This window comes from Agrobacterium sp. 5Ca39 (assembly GCF_055382365.1).
On the sequence record NZ_AP026436.1, the window covers coordinates 1,774,851 to 1,794,058 of the forward strand.

At 58.4% G+C, this 19,208-nt stretch carries 15 protein-coding genes and 1 tRNA gene; 6 read left to right on the top strand and 10 right to left on the bottom strand.

Annotation, left to right across the window (positions count from 1 at the left end):
* Window positions 1-155: 155 nt before the first annotated feature.
* Window positions 156-1,415: an AGE family epimerase/isomerase gene (locus tag ACZ47E_RS08910; protein ID WP_278066903.1), complete on the top strand. Its 1,260-nt coding sequence runs from the start codon at window positions 156-158 to the stop codon at window positions 1,413-1,415.
* Between the two features lie 130 nt (window positions 1,416-1,545).
* Here the strand turns inward: ACZ47E_RS08910 and ACZ47E_RS08915 are convergent, their stop codons facing one another.
* The gene (locus tag ACZ47E_RS08915; RefSeq protein ID WP_112554333.1) at window positions 1,546-2,106 is read right to left on the bottom strand and encodes a dual specificity protein phosphatase family protein; all 561 of its coding nucleotides are present in this window, start codon (window positions 2,104-2,106) and stop codon (window positions 1,546-1,548) included.
* A 198-nt stretch (window positions 2,107-2,304) separates the two neighbouring features.
* Entirely contained in the window at window positions 2,305-2,757 is a 453-nt protein-coding gene (locus ACZ47E_RS08920; protein ID WP_464016840.1) for a hypothetical protein, read from the bottom strand.
* A 436-nt stretch (window positions 2,758-3,193) separates the two neighbouring features.
* On the opposite strand from ACZ47E_RS08920, the gene ACZ47E_RS08925 reads away from it, so the two are divergent.
* The gene (locus tag ACZ47E_RS08925; protein ID WP_022556638.1) at window positions 3,194-3,826 is read left to right on the top strand and encodes an outer membrane protein; all 633 of its coding nucleotides are present in this window, start codon (window positions 3,194-3,196) and stop codon (window positions 3,824-3,826) included.
* A 211-nt stretch (window positions 3,827-4,037) separates the two neighbouring features.
* Window positions 4,038-4,403, top strand: a complete 366-nt coding sequence (locus ACZ47E_RS08930; protein WP_004442874.1) for a hypothetical protein — start codon at window positions 4,038-4,040, stop codon at window positions 4,401-4,403.
* Window positions 4,404-4,580: 177 nt separating this feature from the next.
* Here the strand turns inward: ACZ47E_RS08930 and ACZ47E_RS08935 are convergent.
* Window positions 4,581-4,656: transfer RNA gene (locus ACZ47E_RS08935), tRNA-Ile, on the bottom strand.
* A gap of 178 nt (window positions 4,657-4,834) precedes the next feature.
* On the opposite strand from ACZ47E_RS08935, the gene ACZ47E_RS08940 reads away from it, so the two are divergent.
* Window positions 4,835-5,578 (top strand): SIMPL domain-containing protein, encoded by a 744-nt coding sequence (locus ACZ47E_RS08940; RefSeq protein WP_278066905.1) that lies wholly within the window; start codon window positions 4,835-4,837, stop codon window positions 5,576-5,578.
* A 156-nt stretch (window positions 5,579-5,734) separates the two neighbouring features.
* Here ACZ47E_RS08940 and ACZ47E_RS08945 read toward each other — a convergent pair whose 3' ends face one another.
* Complete coding sequence (locus ACZ47E_RS08945; protein ID WP_004442876.1) at window positions 5,735-6,070, bottom strand: hypothetical protein; 336 nt, start codon at window positions 6,068-6,070, stop codon at window positions 5,735-5,737.
* A 150-nt stretch (window positions 6,071-6,220) separates the two neighbouring features.
* The gene (locus ACZ47E_RS08950) at window positions 6,221-6,643 is read right to left on the bottom strand and encodes a secondary thiamine-phosphate synthase enzyme YjbQ (RefSeq protein ID WP_278066906.1); all 423 of its coding nucleotides are present in this window, start codon (window positions 6,641-6,643) and stop codon (window positions 6,221-6,223) included.
* Window positions 6,644-6,896: 253 nt separating this feature from the next.
* On the opposite strand from ACZ47E_RS08950, the gene ACZ47E_RS08955 reads away from it, so the two are divergent.
* Entirely contained in the window at window positions 6,897-9,449 is a 2,553-nt protein-coding gene (locus ACZ47E_RS08955) for an HWE histidine kinase domain-containing protein (protein WP_077987416.1), read from the top strand.
* A 79-nt stretch (window positions 9,450-9,528) separates the two neighbouring features.
* On the opposite strand, the gene ACZ47E_RS08960 is transcribed toward ACZ47E_RS08955, so the two are convergent.
* From ACZ47E_RS08960 to ACZ47E_RS08975, 4 genes are all read right to left on the bottom strand, one after another.
* The gene (locus ACZ47E_RS08960; protein WP_072494666.1) at window positions 9,529-10,446 is read right to left on the bottom strand and encodes a DUF930 domain-containing protein; all 918 of its coding nucleotides are present in this window, start codon (window positions 10,444-10,446) and stop codon (window positions 9,529-9,531) included.
* A 194-nt stretch (window positions 10,447-10,640) separates the two neighbouring features.
* Complete coding sequence (gene rpoD, locus ACZ47E_RS08965; protein WP_004442883.1) at window positions 10,641-12,695, bottom strand: RNA polymerase sigma factor RpoD; 2,055 nt, start codon at window positions 12,693-12,695, stop codon at window positions 10,641-10,643.
* Window positions 12,696-13,088: 393 nt separating this feature from the next.
* Window positions 13,089-15,074, bottom strand: coding sequence for a DNA primase (gene dnaG, locus ACZ47E_RS08970; protein ID WP_278066907.1), 1,986 nt, complete (start codon window positions 15,072-15,074; stop codon window positions 13,089-13,091).
* 390 nt (window positions 15,075-15,464) lie between these two features.
* Window positions 15,465-15,917 (bottom strand): GatB/YqeY domain-containing protein, encoded by a 453-nt coding sequence (locus tag ACZ47E_RS08975; RefSeq protein WP_107339158.1) that lies wholly within the window; start codon window positions 15,915-15,917, stop codon window positions 15,465-15,467.
* A 336-nt stretch (window positions 15,918-16,253) separates the two neighbouring features.
* Here ACZ47E_RS08975 and carA point away from each other — a divergent pair, with 336 nt between their 5' ends.
* The gene (gene carA / locus ACZ47E_RS08980) at window positions 16,254-17,459 is read left to right on the top strand and encodes a glutamine-hydrolyzing carbamoyl-phosphate synthase small subunit (RefSeq protein WP_045531978.1); all 1,206 of its coding nucleotides are present in this window, start codon (window positions 16,254-16,256) and stop codon (window positions 17,457-17,459) included.
* Window positions 17,460-17,496: 37 nt separating this feature from the next.
* Here the strand turns inward: carA and ACZ47E_RS08985 are convergent, their stop codons facing one another.
* Window positions 17,497-18,894, bottom strand: coding sequence for an MATE family efflux transporter (locus tag ACZ47E_RS08985; RefSeq protein WP_107339157.1), 1,398 nt, complete (start codon window positions 18,892-18,894; stop codon window positions 17,497-17,499).
* Between the last annotated feature and the right edge of the window lie 314 nt (window positions 18,895-19,208).

The following is a 19,208-nucleotide window of genomic DNA, read 5'->3' on the forward strand; positions in this document are numbered from 1 at the left end:
CAAGATCGCAAGTCGTCAAGTCACATAAAGATATGTTTATGTCAATATATCTTCAAGGGACAGGCATGGCTTTGCGTCGTTGCGTCACGTTACGAAATATCGCTGACAGATGACAGGCTTATACGGCAAGGATATAAGCCGAAGCAGCAAACCGCATGGAGGACGCGATGTCTGAGGACGATCACAACAGCCGAAACTGGAATACCCTGCCCTGGCACCGCCAGTGGCTGGTAAAACAGGCCGAGGGGCTTTTCGACTTCTTCCAGTACCGGGCGCTCAATCCTGCCGGCGGCTTCTTCGATCTCGATGTCAAGGGCGCGCCGTTGCAGGCAAACGATCCCGTGCGCGGCATCCATGCCTCCGCGCGCATGGTGCATTGCTTCTCCATCGGCCATCTGCTCGGCCGTCCGGGCTGTGGCGATATTGTCGACCACGGCATGACCTATCTCTGGAACAGGCATCGCGACAGCGAGCATGGCGGCTATTTCTGGCAGGTTAACGATGCCGGCCCCGTGGACGCCACCAAGCAGGGTTACGGCCATGCCTTCGTGCTTCTGGCCGCCTCCTCCGCCAAGACCGTCGGCCACCCGCTCGCCGACCAGATGCTGGCCGATATTACCGAAGTGCTGGAAACCCGTTTCTGGGAAGAAAAACACGGCGCGATCGCCGAGGAATTCAACCGCGACTGGTCGCCCATCGATAATTATCGCGGCCAGAATTCCAATATGCATCTGACCGAAGCGTTGATGGCCGCCTATGAGGTGACCGGCGACAAAAACTACCTTGGCAAGGCCGAACGCATCGCCGATCTTCTCATCCGCCGTCGCGCCGGTGAACTGGATTTCCGGGTTCCGGAGCATTTCGACGACAACTGGACACTCGATAAGGACTATCGCGGCAACGAGATGTTCCGTCCCTCCGGCTCCACCCCCGGCCATTGGCTGGAATGGGCGCGCCTCCTCCTCCAGCTTTGGGTGTTGGGTGATCGCCGCCACGACTGGATGCCGGTGGCCGCCAAATCGCTGTTCGTGCAGTCCATGGCGCTTGGCTGGGATCGGGAAAAGGGCGGCTTCTTTTATACGCTCGACTGGAACGACACTCCCGACAAGCGGGCAAAGCTCTGGTGGCCAATGTGCGAAGCGGCGGGTGCGGCCCATTTTCTCAACGAAAACCTGCCGGCGGACCCTTTCTATGAAGACAGCTACCGCCGCATCTGGAGCACGATCGCCAACAGCTTCATCGACCATGAAAATGGCGGCTGGCATGAGGAACTGACGGAAAATCTGGTTCCCGCTCACACGCTGTTCCCAGGCAAGGGTGATATATACCACGCCCTCCAGGCCTGCCTCATCCCGCTTTTCCCGGCTACGGGCAGCCTGACAAGGGTGATCGGGGAAAGCGGCGGGGTTTATTAAGCGCGTTGTTCGCAACGGCGTTCGAAGACTTCTCCACTGTCATGCTCGGGCTTGTCCCGGGCATCTGCAGCCTATCGGCCGGACGCAACGCGGTTAGATCCCCGGCATTGGGCCGAGGATAAAGCAACAGTCAAAACCGGATTGTTTCCTCGAAGTCATCCCAGGACTGATACATTTCATAACGCCCGATGCCGGGGATCGGCACATGGCCGTAATAGGGCGAAAGTTGAAACTCGGCGGCCGCCTCGCTCTTGCCTGCCACGGCGGCAACATAGATCGCAGAGGCAAGCCCGGTGCGGTTCGCCCCATGTTCGCAATGGATGAGAACAGGCTTTTCCGCGTTGCGCAGCACCGCCGCCAGCGTTTCTGAATCTTCCACCGAGACTTTCTCGCTTGAGCTCAGCGGATAGTCGACCAGCCGGATGCCGTTGTTTTTCGCGGCCTTGCTTTCGGTATCATACCAGGCTTCACGCTTTTCATCGCGCAGGTTGATGATGGTCTTGATGCCATAGGCCTTGGCGTAAGCGGCGATGTCCTTGCCACTCGGCTGAGCCGAACGATAAAGCTCGCCGGGGATGACCTCGTGAAAATTCCCCGTCAGCTGGCCGATGCCCATATGTGCGCCGGCCAAAACCGGGAGGGCAACGAGGCCAATGGCCGTGATCTTCAAAAACTTCAGAAAAATACGCAAAACATCAACCCGCGACATCAATCGAATGTGTGGCAGATGACACCGCAAACCGGCGAAAACAAGTCACGCCCCGTGGCGGCCTGTGCGCTTCGCAAGCAGCCGGGCACGGCAGGCCCATGGAGCGGTTGCAATGCAGGGCCTTTGGACCCAAGCATAAATTCTCAAAATACCGTGATTGCCGGCACCGGCGTGATCTCTTCAATCAAATTCGGCGGAAATGACGGTAACCCGCCACTCCAGCCTTTGCGGTTCCACCCGCTCGTTGTTGCGCAGGCGAAATGTCCGGCAGGCGGCGAAGGTTTCGCCAGCTTCGATCCGCCTTTCGCTCACCTGATAGGGATCGAACGATACGGAAGCTCGAAAGGCTGGTTCGAAGCCCTCCAGCGTGTAGGTCAGACGCTGGACCGCGACATTGTTATCATTGCGGAAGCTGACGCGAATGGGCTGTGCAGGATCCGGACAGGCGGCCTCGAACCCGGCAGTCGCGACGATATGCTCCAACCGCTGGCTGCTGCGACGCCAGTCGTAAATGACAAAGGTAGCCGTGCCGGACCATATCAGGAGCAGGCAGATGACCACTGGTTTGAGATGCCGCGGAAATGCAATAAGGGTGAGGAGAAGAATGGCGCTGAGAACGGCTCCGACAATCACGTCGCCCCTCCTCCGCTAAAATAAATCTCCATACGTTTCTGCCCTCCCATGCCCTTCCAGCCACAAACGGCCGCGCGAGGCGGTCGTTGGGGTATTATCTCGACGGCGGCTCAAGCCTCTAGCATATGGCGCGAAGTACCGGCATCGCAGCCGTCAGCCACAACTCTATGGGTGCTCCCCCCGGTGTCAAGACAACCAAGCGTGACAGGTGGCGCTGGCATTGCCGTCCTCAGAAAGAACGGCGAAGGGAACCAAACGCCGCCGAAGACGTTCGCAGCATCAGAACAGCATGGCGGGACATAACGAAACGCCGCGGCGTGGAGGTAAGTAGGCCAGCCGGCAGGGACGACAAGCCGCCCCTTGGCACCGCCGAAAGCCACCCCATATTAAAAGTTACTAAACTATGCTACATATCAGTCAGCTCAGGGAGAAAACGATGAAAACGCTGATCGTAACGTCGCTCCTGGCCCTTTCGGCCAGCACCGCAATGGCCGCGGATGCCGTCTACGAAACACCGGCGCCTCCGGTCGCACAGGAAACGTTGCCGGTCTTCACCTGGTCTGGTCCTTATCTTGGTATTCAAGGTGGCGCGGGCTGGGCAAATGGTGATTTTTCGGCCGGTGCCCCCATAGGCTCGGATAATTTCGATGGCGGCATTCTCGGCGCCTTCGCCGGTTACAATTACCAATTCGACAATAATTTCGTTCTCGGCATCGAGGGTGACGTCGACTATAACTGGAATGACAATGATTATGCGGGTGTGAACATTGGCACCGACTGGCAAGGGTCCGTTCGTGGCCGCGTTGGTTATGCCTTCGATCGCGCCCTGCTTTATGGCACCGCCGGCTGGACCGCCACACGCGGTTTCATCGACACCCCCGGCGCCGGCAAGGATAGCGCCACCTTCAACGGCTACACCGTCGGCGCAGGTCTGGATTACGCCTTCACCGACAATGTCTTCGGCAGGCTGGAATATCGTTACAACGATTACGGCGACAAGGACATATTTGGCATCAATACCGACCTTGACCAGCACACCGTTAAGGTGGGCCTCGGCGTGAAGTTCTGATCACAATCGAGTTTTGTAGACCCGAAGCCCGGCCATCCGCCGGGCTTTTTTCGTTGCAGAAGATCAGCGCAGGCTACGATCCGCTCTGCGAAAAAACGGAACAATATGAACTCCGTAAAAATGAAACATTCACAAGCCGTTCAGCAGTTCCGTGCCATCATGCGGGCATAATGAGCCTCTATCTCCCGAAGCAGGCTTATGGAGTAGCCCGATGAAAAAGATAATTCTTTCCACGATTGCCGCGCTTGTTGCCACTGGCAGCATCTTCGCATCCTATGGCAGCGCCAGCGCGCAGGACTATCCCTACCGTCCGCGTTACGATCGGGGTTACGACCGTGGCGGCCCGCCGCCACCGCCCTATCGCGAACACCGTCGCCACAATGATGGCGCAGCCATTGCCGGAGGCCTCGCAGCAGGCGTCATCGGTGGTCTGATCGGCGGCGCCATCGCCAATAATAGCGGCCCCCGTTATTACGAACCGCCACCGCCGCCGCCGCGCTGCTGGTTTGAAGACCGGCGGGTTCCGAATTCCTATGACGGCGGCTGGCACACCGAAAGCATGCGGGTCTGCAACTAATGTCCGATCCTGCGGCCTGGTTTGCTTCAAATGGCAAGCCGGGCTGCTTTCAGCGAATGAGATGGCGGGATACGATTTTCATCCCCACCACGCGCTCTCACCGATACTGCGTGAGGCGCGACAGCACCCCTGCGATCAGCACAGAAAATCAACAACCATCTGATAAAAAAAGAAAAATGGTGGGCCTGGAGAGACTCGAACTCCCAACCAAGCGGTTATGAGCCGCCGGCTCTAACCATTGAGCTACAGGCCCCTTCGGAAAACGCTATCCGAAACACCGGTTTCGCAATGGTTCGAATCCGGTGGTCACGCTCTAACGCAATTTTTACAGCCCGACAAGCCATTGATGCTTTCGCTAAACAGTGCCGCCGTATTAGCTACACAATCTAAGGCAATACCCGTTCAAGGGACTCAATCAACGAGGAAACACCATGAAGACAAAATCGGCCCGCTTTTTTGCACTTACCGCAATGACAGCAGCAGCCATGATGCCGCTCTCCAGCCAGTTGCTCGCGCAGGAGGCCACCCCGCGTGAAGCCACAATCAGCGTTTCCGGCGAAGGCCAGGCGGCCATCGCTCCTGATATGGCAATCCTGTCGTTCAGCGTCGTCAAGCAGGCAGAGACCGCGGCGGCCGCTCTTTCGGAAAATTCAAAGGCGCTGGCCGATGTTCTGAAGGCGCTGAAGGAGGCGGCGATCGAGGATCGTGACCTGCAGACCAGCAACTTCTCGGTGCAGCCGCTTTACAAGCATTATGAGCCAAAGGACGGCGTCTATGTCGCTCCCGAAATCACCGGTTACCAGGTATCCAACGGCCTGACCGTGCGGGTGCGGGACCTGAAGAAGCTCGGCGCGATCCTCGATACATCCGTCAAGCTCGGCATCAACCAGGGTGGAGACATCAGCTTCACCAACGACAAGCCTGAAGCCACCGTCACCGAGGCTCGCAAACAGGCCGTGGCAGACGCTCTTTCCAAGGCCAAGACCCTGACGGAAGCTGCTGGCGTAAAGCTCGGCCGTGTTATCCAGATCACCGAAAACTCGCAGCGCCCGATGCCGGTGCCGCAGGCCATGATGCGCGCCTCCATGGCGAAGGAAGCGGACAGTGTCCCGATTGCCTCTGGTGAAAACAGCTACAGCGTTGTGGTCAACGTCACCTTCGCGCTCGAGCAGTAATCGGCAAGGGGCGGCTTTTGGGCCGCCCCGCATCGGCTCGACCTCCGCCGTAGCACAGATAAAATGAAACGCCCCTCGCTACCGTTCAGGAAGCGAGGGGCGTTTTGTCCATCTGCCGGGACGGGGATGCCGGCAGATCGATCAGGATCGCTGCCTTTAGCGGCGGATCACCGGGCAGCCGCGCTCATTGGCGAATACGATGCGGTCACGGCCGTGGCGGTCAAAACCTGCAACGACGACGCGGCGCGGAGATACATCAACAACACGCGCGCGGCGAAGACCCATGCGGCTTGCCTTTTCTTCCGCAAGCCAGGGCGAGCAGCCACGGCGCGGGCGATCCGGGCGGCCCCAGCCGGGACGATGACCATAACCATCCTGAACCTGAACTCGGAACTGTACATCCGAGCCGGCCGAAGCAGCTGGAGCGGTGACGGAAATACCACCAAGGGCGATGAGGGCAGCCAGGCCGGCTTTTGCGAAGGTGCTGAACATGAACTCACTCCGTTTGTTTCTTTGACGGCGGGGGAACATCCCCCGGCGATTGACGAGACCCTAGACTCGCCCATCTGAATATCAGCAGAACCGAATGTTCAGCAGGCGTTCAGGGTGGTTAACGCGCACACCCCGATCAGGATCCGCACATCACGGCGAGATATGCAGCACGACTTCGCGCCGATGCGACTGATCGCGATGTTCGAAGAGATAAAGGCCCTGCCAGGTGCCGAGCACGAGCCTGCCATCCGTGATGGGAACGCCGATGGAAACCATCGTGAGCGCCGATTTGATGTGGGCGGGCATGTCGTCTGGTCCCTCCAGGGTGTGGACAACCCACCGCATGGAAGGATCGCTCGAAGGCGGGACGAGACGGGAGAAAAACTCCGTGAGATCGCGCCGGACGTCGGGATCGGCATTTTCCTGGATGAGCAGGGAACAGGACGTGTGCCGGACAAAGACTGTCAGCAAGCCTTCCGTTACGCCGGCCTGATTTACGAAGCCTTTTGCTTCAGAGGTAAACTCGTAAAGGCCCTGCCCCTGGGTAGAGATGATTATTTTCTTCTGCGGCACGTTTTTCTTTCAAATAGTCGGGAACAAAATCGGCGCTGCGAACGTTGCACCATGTCAAATTCTATCCGATGGCGATAAGTATAAGACGACAGGGCGATAACAGCCCATGACAGCAGAACGGAAAACCGCCACTGCAGTTGCATAAAACGGGGAAGGGTTGGCAATATAATAATGAATTATCCAGGCTATCCCGTCCACAGACGAACACGGCATTTACAGCGCAGGACTGACACAGGGTGCGAAAGACTTTCTCATGGCACCCACTGACTATCGTGTCGATCTGACCAATTGCGACCGCGAGCCCATCCATATCCCCGGCTATATTCAACCCCATGGCTGTCTCATCGCCTGCGATAACGCTTTGCGCATGGTGCTGCGGCATTCGGCAAATTGCTGCGACATTCTGGGTGTGGAAGGCGATATCAATGGCCGGACCGCCGAAGAGGTTCTGGGCAAGGACCTCGTACACAACCTCCGCAACGCGCTGACTGTAACCGGGAGGACAACGCGCCCGGCCATGTTGCCCGCAACGGAAATGGGCGATGGCAGAAGCTTCGACATTTCGCTCCACCGCTACAAATCCACCACGATTATCGAATTCGAACCGTCCCGCAGCGAAACCCAGCCCCTGGGCACCGCACGCAAGATGGTGGATCGCATTCGCGAGGCGGATAGCGTGGAAAGCCTCATCTCCAGAACGACCAGGCTGGTAAAGGCGACGCTTGGCTACGACCGGGTAATGATTTACCGCTTTGAGGAAGATGGAGCCGGCAAGGTGGTCTCGGAAGCAAAGCAACCGGAACTGGAGAGCTTCCTCGGCCAATATTTCCCCGCCAGCGACATACCCCAGCAGGCCCGCACGCTTTATCTCAAGAACACGCTCCGCATTATCTCTGATGCCAGCGGCACACGAATCCCCGTGTTGCCCGCCCTCGATATCTCCGGCGAACCACTCGACCTCTCTTTCGCGCACCTGCGCAGCGTCTCTCCCATCCATTGCGAGTATCTTCGCAATATGGGCGTCGCCGCTTCCATGTCGATTTCGGTGATTGTCGATGGCGCCCTCTGGGGTCTGATCGCCTGTCACCATTATTCCCCGCGTGTCCTGACCATGCCGGTGAGGATTGCCGCTGAAATGTTTGGAGAATTCTTCTCCATGCATTTGCAGGTCCTCAAGCAGAAACGTCGGCTGGACACCGTCAACCATGCCCATGCCGCGCTCGATCGCTTCCTGCGGCTCGCCGCGCACCACGCCAATATCGAAGAACTGCTGATTGACAGTTTTCAGGATTTTGCCGATCTGATGCCGTGTGATGGTGTCGGTCTCTGGGTAGACAACAACTGGCACGGCCATGGCGCAACACCACCGCATGACGCCATTCCAAGGCTCGCGCGTTTCGTCGCCTCGGCTTCGGAAGGCAGGGTCTGGGCGACCCATGCGCTGTCGCAGGCGATACCTGAGGCGGAAATCTACGCCGACACGGCAGCTGGAATGCTCGCCATCCCACTTTCTCAGGTGAAACAGGACTATCTCCTGTTTTTCCGCAAGGAGATCGTGCAAAATCTGAACTGGGCCGGCAATCCGGAAAAATCTTATGAAACCGGCCCGATGGGGGACCGTCTCACACCACGCAAGAGTTTCGCGATTTGGAAAGAGACGGTGCATCAGAGGGCGCAGCCCTGGTCGGAAGATGACCGGGAGATAGCAGAAGCCGCCAGAATTGCGCTGGTCGAGGTCGCCTTCCATCACAGCGAGCTAATGGCCGGCGAAAGGGAACGCGCCGAAGTGCGGCAGCGCATGTTGAACGAGGAGCTCAACCACCGCGTCAAGAATGTTCTCGCCATCATCAAATCGCTGGTCGGCAATCCCTCACAGGAAGGCAAGACCCTGCAGGAATATGTGGCTGCCCTGAAGGGCCGTATTCAAGCCTTGTCCTTTGCCCATGATCAGATCATCCGAGGCGAAGGTGGCGGCGCGCTGCGCGATCTTCTCGACGCGGAATTGTCGCCGCATCGTTCCCCGGAAACGACGGTGAAACTCGAAGGTCCCCACGTCACACTTGATTCGCGCGCCTTCTCCGTCATGGCGCTCGTTCTGCACGAACTGGCGACGAACGCCGCCAAATACGGCGCGCTTTCGCAGAACGGTGGGCAATTGCATGTGCGCTGGTGGGTCAACGAAAACCGCGATTGCGAAATCGAGTGGCGGGAAGTGCTGACCACCAAACTGCCGACGCCATCCCGCGCCGGCTTCGGCACGGCGCTGATCAGCCGCAGCATTCCTTACGATCTCGGCGGACGCAGTACGTTGCGCTATTTGCCCGATGGATTGGAGGCAGAAATTATGCTGCCCTTCCGTCATGTCTCGTCAGCCACCGAAAGTGTCGAAGTACCCACAGAAAATGAGCCCGCGCGGCAATCCAGCCGCTATAACCGGGAGGAGCCGTTGAAAATATTACTCGTCGAAGATCAGATGCTGATCGCCATGGATGTCGAAAACATGCTCGAGGATAACGGCATCAAAACCATCGAAACGGCGACTTCGTCTGCGATGGCAATTGAAAAGCTGAAAAGCTATGTGCCTGACGTGGCAATTCTCGACATCAATCTCGGTTCGGACACCTCCATTCCCGTCGCCCGGGAACTTCACCGCCGTGGCATCCCGTTCATGTTCGCTACCGGCTACGCCGATGGCAGCATGGTGCCGGATGAATTCGGCGCTGTTCCGGTGATCAGGAAGCCCTATGATGAGGATGCTCTGATGGCCGGGATCGGGGTTTTGGTGGGCGACACGGAGCGCGTTTGAGCGACAAGTGACAAACGTCAACCGAGAGGTTTTCCGTGCGTTTGGGGGCGGATCATTTTTTAATTCGGCGACCGATCTGCTACCGACCGGTGAAACCCCGTTTCCTTGCTTCAGCTGGCGTGATGACGTCCCCCATCTTAATTCTGAAGGCCGTCACTGCATAGTTATCGACATCCACCTCGCATTGAAACGTGACATCGCGCCAGACGTCGCCGACGTTGAATGCGCCGCCAGTCGCGTCAAGAACATTGCCCGATATCCGTCCGCCCGTGTCGGAAAAGCCATACATGCCACGGGTATCAGCGTAAACCTGTCTTATTTGGGCCAGTGCTTCCGCTTGGCAAAGCTGCACGATACGACGCCGCGGCGGTAGATCGCCAAACATCTGCCGTCTCTGCGCCGGTGTCAGTAGAGCCGATGAAAGCAAACTCTTAGCCGCAGGAAGTTTCGCGGGCTTGTTTTCCCTTGCCTCAGAAGGCTTTTCCTCAGGCGGCTTTGGTTGCGGTACTGGCGGCTGCTCCGGCGACGTTTCTTCTTTCATCGGCGCAACCGCGATCTCTCCCTGCTCGGCGGAAGCTTTGAGGTCGCTGTTGGCGGCGGCGGGCGCAGGCTTTTCCTCGGCCGCTTTCTCGGGCTCGCGCGGCGGTTCTGCCGATGGCTGTGTCTTTTCCGCTTCTTCAGTCTTGCCGGCCTTGTCTTCAGGGTCTGCCTGCGCCTCTTCCGGCCGCATGGCGATGGAAGGCAACGTCGCCTGCGGTTGCGGCACCGGTTTCGCTTCTTCAGCCGGTGGCGCGGGAGGTGGTGGCGGAGGTTGCGGTTTTTCCTCTTTCGCCTTCTCCTCACCGGGCGGCGGGGCCTCTTCTGCCTTTTTTTCCTCAGGCGGTGGCACCAGATCGACGCTGATGCTTTCCGGTTCCTGCGGCTCGGCTACACGCTCCGGCAATTCGAAAAGGAAAATCGCCACGACGACAAGATGCAGAAGAACGGAGACGGGCATAGCCCATCCCTTCCACCGCCACCTGCCTGCCGAAACCTGTTGCATCTTACCGAACCAAATCGAACCCGGACATATCCAGCGGAAGCGGATCGCCTGCCTCACACATAAGGCTTGTCGCAGAGTTCGCCAGTGCGGAAAACAAAAAACCCGGCCAGAGCTGACTGACCGGGTTCAATTTTAAAGGAAGCAAAAGCTTAGCTGTCGAGGAAGCTGCGGAGCTTTCTCGAGCGGCTTGGGTGCTTGAGCTTGCGCAGCGCCTTCGCCTCGATCTGGCGAATACGTTCGCGCGTAACCGAGAACTGCTGGCCGACCTCTTCCAGCGTATGGTCAGTGTTCATGCCGATGCCGAAGCGCATGCGCAGAACACGTTCCTCACGCGGTGTCAGCGAGGCCAATACGCGGGTGGTCGTTTCGCGCAGGTTCGCCTGAATGGCGGCGTCGATCGGCAGCAGCGCGTTCTTGTCCTCGATGAAGTCACCGAGATGCGAATCCTCTTCGTCACCCACGGGGGTTTCGAGCGAGATCGGCTCCTTGGCGATCTTCAGAACCTTGCGCACCTTTTCCAGCGGCATGGCCAGCTTTTCGGCCAGCTCTTCCGGGGTCGGCTCGCGGCCAATCTCGTGCAGCATCTGGCGCGAGGTGCGAACGATCTTGTTGATCGTTTCGATCATGTGCACCGGAATACGGATCGTGCGGGCCTGGTCAGCAATCGAGCGGGTGATCGCCTGTCTGATCCACCATGTCGCATAGGTCGAGAACTTGTAACCGCGACGGTATTCAAACTTGTCCACCGCCTTCATCAGGCCGATATTGCCTTCCTGAATGAGATCGAGGAACTGCAGACCACGATTCGTGTACTTCTTCGCAATCGAGATCACGAGACGCAGGTTGGCCTCGACCATCTCCTTCTTGGCGATGCGCGCTTCGCGCTCACCCTTCTGCACCATCGAAACGATGCGACGGAATTCGGCGATGGAAATGCCGGTTTCCGTGGAGAGGTTCTGGATCTCCTGGCGGATTTCCCGGATCGTGTTGCTTTCTTCGCGCGCGAATTCCTTCCAGCCGCGGGCGGCCAGATTGGCGATCGACTTCATCCAGTTCGGATCGAGTTCCGCACCGTGATACTGCTCGAGGAAGCTGTCGCGCTTGACGCCATAGGATTCCGCAAGGCGCAGCAGCCGGCCTTCGTTCTGCATCAGACGCTTGGAAATGTCGTAGAGCTGCTCGACAAGGCTGTCGATGCGGTTCTGGTTCAGCGAAAGCGACTTCACGGCCGTGATCAGCTGATCCTTCAATTCCTTGTAACGGCGCTCCTGGCCGGAAGAAAGCGTACCGGTGCAGGCCAGACGCGCTTCCACCTGCTGATCCTGAAGCTTGCGCAGCTTCTTGTAGGTGTCGGCAATGGTGTCGAGCGTTTCCATGACCTGCGGACGCAGTTCGGCTTCCATCGCGGCAAGGGAAAGATTGGACTCGTCGTCGTCCTCTTCTTCCTCTTCCGGCGGCAGGCCGTCACCACCAACATCGGTGACATCCTCGTCACCGGTCGGAGCACGCAGCTTGCGGGTCTTTTCCTTTTCTTCGGCGGCCTTGCGGTCGGCCTCGATCTTTTCCGGGCTCTGGAACTGCGGCGCAGCCTTGGCTTCCGGGCCGGAATAGGTCGTTTCGAGATCGATGATCTCGCGCAGCAGCGTGGTGCCTTCGTTGAGTTCGTCGCGCCAGATGATCAGCGCCTGGAACGTCAGCGGGCTTTCGCACAGGCCCGAAATCATCGTCTCGCGGCCAGCCTCGATGCGCTTGGCGATGGCGATTTCGCCTTCGCGCGACAGAAGCTCGACAGAACCCATCTCGCGCAGATACATGCGCACGGGGTCGTCGGTGCGGTCGGTTGGTTCTTTCTTCTTGGCGGTCGCAAGCGCGGTGCCGCTGGAAGGCGCAAGTTCGCCACCCTCGGAATCGTCACCATCGGAATCGCCGTCGTCATCGCCACCGGCGGCTTCCTCGGCATCCTCGTCCTCGATCACGTTGATGCCCATGTCGGACAGCATCGCCATCGTGTCTTCGATCTGCTCGGAGGTCACCTCTTCGGACGGCAGGACCGAATTCAGCTCGTCCATCGTCACATAGCCGCGCTTCTTGGCGGCCTTGATCATTTTCTTGACCGCGTCATCCGAAAGGTCGAGAAGCGGGCCGTCCGTCGCACCGTCGCGTTCGTTTTCTGCTTCTTCGTTTTCTTTGACTTTGGTTGCCATCTATCTCGTCGCTTTCCCTGACGCTAACACCTGTTCCGCCGCATCGCCGTCCGCCCCTTGAGCATCCGGCGCATTGCCGCGAATCACTGTCAGACACCTAACGGAATGATCTTTAATTGCCGATTAACCACGGCAGCCTCAGGCAGAATGCAAAGACAGTGCACCCGGAAATGCTTGCTCATGCAATTTCTATCCGCCAAGGCTCATTCCACCTTACTTTTCCTGAATTGGTGATTCCCGCTATTTCCCGCCCCGTCAAGCCTTTGAAGGCGAGACAGCCACGGAAATTCTTAAAAAGAGCCGCATTTTGCGAATTATCACCAGACTATCCCCTATTTAGGACGCCTGCCGCAAAAGGCAACCCCACACACCTTTCAATTCTTGCCGCGACCATCATCCATGACCGACGGCCGGTCCCTTTACCCGGCCGGACATGACCCCGAAACCATCGATGATGGCCTCCTGATTTTCCATTCGGCCGATCTCCAGCTGAACCTCGGCAAGCGCGCGCACCAGAAGCGTGCCGCGCTCATCATCCGTTGCCTCGGCAATTTCGCGCTCCAGCTCCTTTTTCTGCCAGAGGAGCGACTTTGTCCTTTTGTGCAGGGAAAGCGCCTGCACGTAACCTTCCCGTGCATCCTCCATCGCCGCCTCGCCGGTCGCCGTCCACAGACGGGCATTGCGCACCTGCTGATCCATGGTTTTCAGCAGCACGTCAAAGCCCTGCTGCGACAGGCGCTCGATCAGCCCCGCCCGCGATATCGCAGCCGCATTTTCGGCCGCGTAGGTCAGAACCGTAGACCACAGGCGTTGCAGGTCACGGTTCTCATAGTCGATCGCGGCGATCTCGTCATATTCCTCGAGAAGCAGTTCGGGATGGTTGACGATGGTGATGGCCAGAACGCTCTCCCGAAGCGACGGCTTGGTCTGATAACCCCTGACGAGGCCGGATTGCGCCAACCGTTCCGAAATACTGCTGGCAGGTGTCGCCATAGCCCCACCCCGGCCCGGTGCGTTGCGCTGAAAGCCACGCCCCGGCGCCTGTGCGCCATTGCGGCGGAAATTGCCACCCTGCTGCCCGCCTGCCTGAAAGCGCGGCTGGAAGAAGGCATTCAGCCTGTCACGCATGTCCTGTTGATAGAAGCGCCGCACCGTCTCGTCACCAATAACGGCCACGATCTGCCGCAGGCGGCTCTCAAGCTGGGCACGCTTTTCCGGCGTATCGAAAGTAACGCCTGAGGTCTCGCGGCTCCAGATCATCGCGGCCAGCGGCTTTGCCTCGGAAAGAACGCGGTCGAAAGGCGCCCTACCCTCCAGACGCACGAGATCATCCGGATCCTTGCCGTCGGGCAGAAGCGCGAAGCTGACGGAGCGATCCGGCTTGATATGTGGCAAGGCGAGATCAGCGGCACGGTTGGCGGCGCGAATGCCGGCGCCGTCGCCATCGAAGCAGAGGATCGGCTGCGGCGACATCTTCCAGAGCAGATCGAGCTGGCTTTCGGTCAAGGCAGTGCCGAGCGGTGCGACGGCATTTTCGACGCCCGCCTGATAAAGCGCGATGACATCCATATACCCTTCGACTGCAATGACCGTGCCGCCCGCCGCCTGTGAGGCCCGACGTGCACGGGCGAAATTATAGAGAACATTGCCCTTGTGAAAGAGCTCGGTCTCGCTGGAATTGAGATATTTCGCCACCGCATCCGAAGCCATGGCGCGGCCGCCGAAGGCAATCACCTTTTCCCGCGAGGACAGGATCGGAAACATGATGCGGTCGCGAAAACGGTCATAGGAGACCGGCACGTTTTCATGGACCACCAGCCCGCAGGCTTCCATCTGCTCCTTCGACACACCCTTGCTTGCCAGATGCTCCTTCAGCGCGTTGCGACTGTCAGGCGCATAACCCAGCCGGAAGGTCTCGATGGTACGCCCGGTCAACCCGCGATCGCGCAGATAAGCCCGAGCCCGAGCGCCGAGCGCCGTCTGCAGCTGATCCTGAAAGAACAGCGTCGCCATTTCCATGACATCCTGCAGAGAGGTGCGCTCACGCTCCCGCTTCTCCGCCTGCGGATCGGGCTGCGGCATGGAAATGCCGGCCATATCGGCGATCTGCTGCACGGCTTCCGGGAAATTTAAGCCCTCAAGCTCAGTCAGGAAGCGGAAATGATCGCCGGAAACGCCGCAACCAAAGCAATGATACCGCCCTTTGCGGTCCTCACAGTGAAAGCTCGGGCTTTTTTCGCCATGGAACGGGCAGCAGGCCCAATAATCCCCGCGCGGCGCATTGGTCTTCTTCTTGTCCCAGGACACACGTCTGCCGATCACATCGGAGATGTTCACGCGGTCGCGTATCTCATCAAGGAAAGAGTTGGAAAAGCGCATGGGTTACCTGTTCGAGGCCGGTCTTTCATATAAGCGCAGAATGGCGCCAGCACCAACCCTATGAACCAGTTCACAGCCACAATACCCGTTATTCACAGGGTGGCGCAAAAGCTGGCAAAGCCCTTTGCGCCTGCTTCAGGCAAATTTGTGGCGCTGCATCATCACTAAAAATTATGTTTTTGTAATTTGAGCAGTCCGTCCGCGCGATGTAAAAACACAGCCACAGTCAAAGTAACGAAATCGCAGAAATCTGCCGACGCCCGCAGGCACGTCCCCCGAAAAACGCCTGCGCTTGAGAGCATTCTGATCCGCCGGAATGCGTTTTCGTCGACAGAAAAAGGCAGGGCAGCCCACATCTGCCCTGCCTTTACTTTTTTGGCATTGCCGAATTTACTTCAGCAGATCCTTCACGACGCCGGAGGCCTTCGCAAAGTCGATCTGACCGGGATAACGTTCCTTCAGCGCATTCATGCATTTGCCCATGTCACGCAGGCCGGAAGCACCGGTTTCGGCGATGACGGCCTGGCAAAGTTCGCGCACCTTCTCGGCCGGAATTTCTTCCGGCATGAATTCCTTGATGATGACGATTTCTTCGCGCTCCTGAGCGGCAAGTTCGGGACGGCCCGCACCTTCATAGATGCTGGCGGATTCTTCCCGCTGCTTCACCATCTTGGTCAGAATCTGCATGATATCTTCATCGCTGACGGGGTCCTTGCCCACGCCGCGGTTGGCGATATCGCGATCCTTGATGGCGGTCTGGATGAGACGCACGGTCGAGGTGCGGCGCGCGTCACGAGCCTTCAAAGCGTCTTTCAAAGTATTAGCGAACGTGTCGCGCAGCATTTCTTCTTCTCCTTGGGAAAGTGCATTCCGACGCTTTTCGATACGGAAACTTTCCACCCTATTTTTCGAAACGACATAAACGAGCAAACAGGCTCAAGCAAATCAAATGCATAAGGCCTTGAATATACGGCGGTTTAATTCCGCGTAAATCTTGGCCCTGCGGTTGACCGTTTGGGCTGCTTTCGTTATTTTCCGGCACCTGCACGAGATTTTAACGAAGGGTCGGAACGCGAGCTTTATCGCGCGCCCCTTTATGTCACGAAGCCTGCGACAAAAATGGCCCCTTACCCCCTGCCTTTCAAGAGGCGGGGTGCGAAGCGGCAGAAACGGAACGAGATGACCGAGACAGCGCCCTGGACTACCCGCAAACCGACCGCAATGCTTGTTCTTGCCGATGGCACGGTGATTGAAGGAACAGGCATAGGCGCAACCGGCAAGGTTCAGGCCGAGGTCTGCTTCAACACGGCGCTGACGGGTTACGAGGAAATCCTGACCGACCCCTCCTATCTCGGCCAGATCGTTACCTTCACCTTCCCGCATATCGGCAATGTCGGCACCAATGAAGAAGATATCGAAGACCTGACGCCCGCCGCCCGGCGCGGCGCCGTCGGCGTCATCTTCAAGGCCGACATCACCGACCCTTCGAACTTCCGCGCCGTCAAGCATCTGGATGCCTGGCTGAAGGCCCGCGGCGTCATCGGCCTCTGCGGCATAGACACCCGCGCCCTGACGGCATGGATCCGCGAAAACGGTGCCCCGAACGCGGTTATCGCCCATGATCCGAACGGCGTCTTCGATATCGAAGCGCTGAAGGCGGAAGCCAAGGCATGGAGCGGCCTCGTCGGCCTCGACCTCGCCATAGAAGCCACCTCCGGCCAGTCTTCCACCTGGGCTGAAACGCCGTGGGTCTGGAACAAGGGTTACGGCACGCTCGGCGAAGCCGATGCCAAGTATCACGTCGTCTGCGTCGATTTTGGCGTCAAGCGCAACATCCTGCGCCTGTTTGCCGGTCTCGATTGCAAGGTCACGGTCGTTCCGGCCCAGACTTCGGCTGAAGACATCATGGCGCTGAAGCCGGATGGCGTGTTCCTGTCCAACGGTCCCGGAGACCCGGCCGCGACGGGCGAATATGCCGTTCCCGTTATCCAGAACCTCATCAAGACCGACCTGCCGATCTTCGGCATCTGCCTCGGCCACCAGATGCTCGGCCTTGCGGTTGGCGCAAAGACCGAAAAGATGCATCAGGGCCACCATGGCGCCAACCATCCGGTCAAGGACTTCACGACCGGCAAGGTGGAAATCGTTTCGATGAACCACGGCTTTGCGGTGGATACCAAGTCGCTGCCCGAGGGCGTCGAAGAGACCCACATCTCGCTGTTCGACGGTACCAATTGCGGCCTGCGCATCACCGGCAAGCCGGTCTTCTCCGTCCAGCACCACCCGGAAGCATCGCCAGGCCCGCAGGACAGCCACTATCTCTTCCGCCGCTTCGTCAACCTGCTGCGTGAAAAGAAGGGCGAGGCAGCGCTCGCCGAGCGCTGATACTTTTCCAATCCGGACGTTACATGCGGCCCGCTTCTCAGCGGGCCGTTTTCATTTCACGCTTCACAAGCAGCACGAAGCGGATGGTGAGAAGAACGGCGGCTGTCGAAAGACCGATCACAAAGCCGAACCAGACACCGCGCCCGCCGAAACCGAGCGGAAAAGCCATGGTCCAGGCAAGCGCCAGCCCAATCGGCCAATAGGAGATCAGCGCCAGCATCGCCGGTATGCGCGCATCCTTCAACCCGCGCAGCAGGCCTGCCGTCACGGCCTGAATGCCATCGACAAGCTGGAAGATGCCGGCAATCACCACCAGGCTGCTCGCATAAGCGAGCACTTCCGCAGCTTCCGGAAGTTTGGGATCAAGGAACCACTTCGCCAGAAATTCCGGCACCGCCGCAAACAGGATGCCACCGCACAGGGCGATGCCACAGGCGATGGCGTAAATCATGATCGAAGCGCGGATGAGGTTCTTGAAGTCCCCCTGGCCCCGCGCCACGCCGACGCGAACGGTCGCTGCCTGCGAAAGGCCGAGCGGGATCATGAAGGCGATGGAAGCGAGCTGCAGGGCAATGCCGTGCGCCGCGAGCTGTACCGTGCCGATCTGCCCCATCAGGATCGAGGCGGCGGCAAACAGGGTCACCTCGGCAAGAATGGTGATGCTGATCGGCAGGCCAAGACGCAGCACTTCAAAAAGCGCATGCCAGTCCGGCCGCCAGAAGCGCACGAACAGCTCGTATTTCTTCGTTTCCTCGCGCGTCTGCACATAAGCCACGATGAAGATGAAGCTGAAGGCGTTGACGATGACCGCAACCACGGCCGCGCCATTCATGCCCATGGCCGGCAGCCCGAAATGTCCGAAAACCAGCGCGTAAGCCAGTATGCCATTCATGACAAGCATGATGATGGTGGCATAAAGAATGATGCCTGCCCGGCCGATGGCGCTGACAAGGCCGCGCAGCACATAAAACAACAATGCCGGCAGCAGGCCGAACTTGGCGATGGCGAGATAATGGCCTGTCAGCGACGCCACATCCGGGTTCTGCCCAAGCGCAACCAGAATGCGCTCTGCATTCATGAAGATCGGCAGCGCCAGCAGCCAATAGGCAATGGCCACCCACATGCCCATGCGCAAAGAGCGGCGCGCAGACGTTGCATCACCCTGCCCGTAAGCCTGGGCCACCATGGGTACGACGGCAACGGAGAAGCCCGAGCCGAAAATGAAGACGACAAAGAAAAACTGCCCGGCCAGCACCATGGCCGCCAGCTTCTCTGCACCCAGCTGACCGACGATCACCATATCGGTGGTATGGACGCCAAGCTGCGCGAGCTGCGCGCCGATAAGCGGAATCCCGAGAACAAGCGTAGCCTTGAAATGAGAAAACCACGACCCCGATCCGGAAGGAACGGTTCCTGCAACAACCGACGAAGACATTGTAATTCACCCGAACATTGGCCGTTGCCCGCGATTTGCGCAACGGCAGCACGAGGATGAATAAAATAATCGCTGTCTGCATGCAACCGGCAGCAGTGCATGGTTAAAAATTACGCAGTTCTGAAAAGGCTCGACAAATTCGCAATACGAGCCCTCACCAAACACAAGTTTAGTCGAATTTTACCATTCGCCTTTATCCATTAGAACATCGAATAGTTCTTCTAAACTCATAAGCTGCATGACGCAGAATATTCCCGCCTTCGAGGCATGTTTCCCCAACCATTGTTCAAGATGACCTTATCGGTGCATCGGGC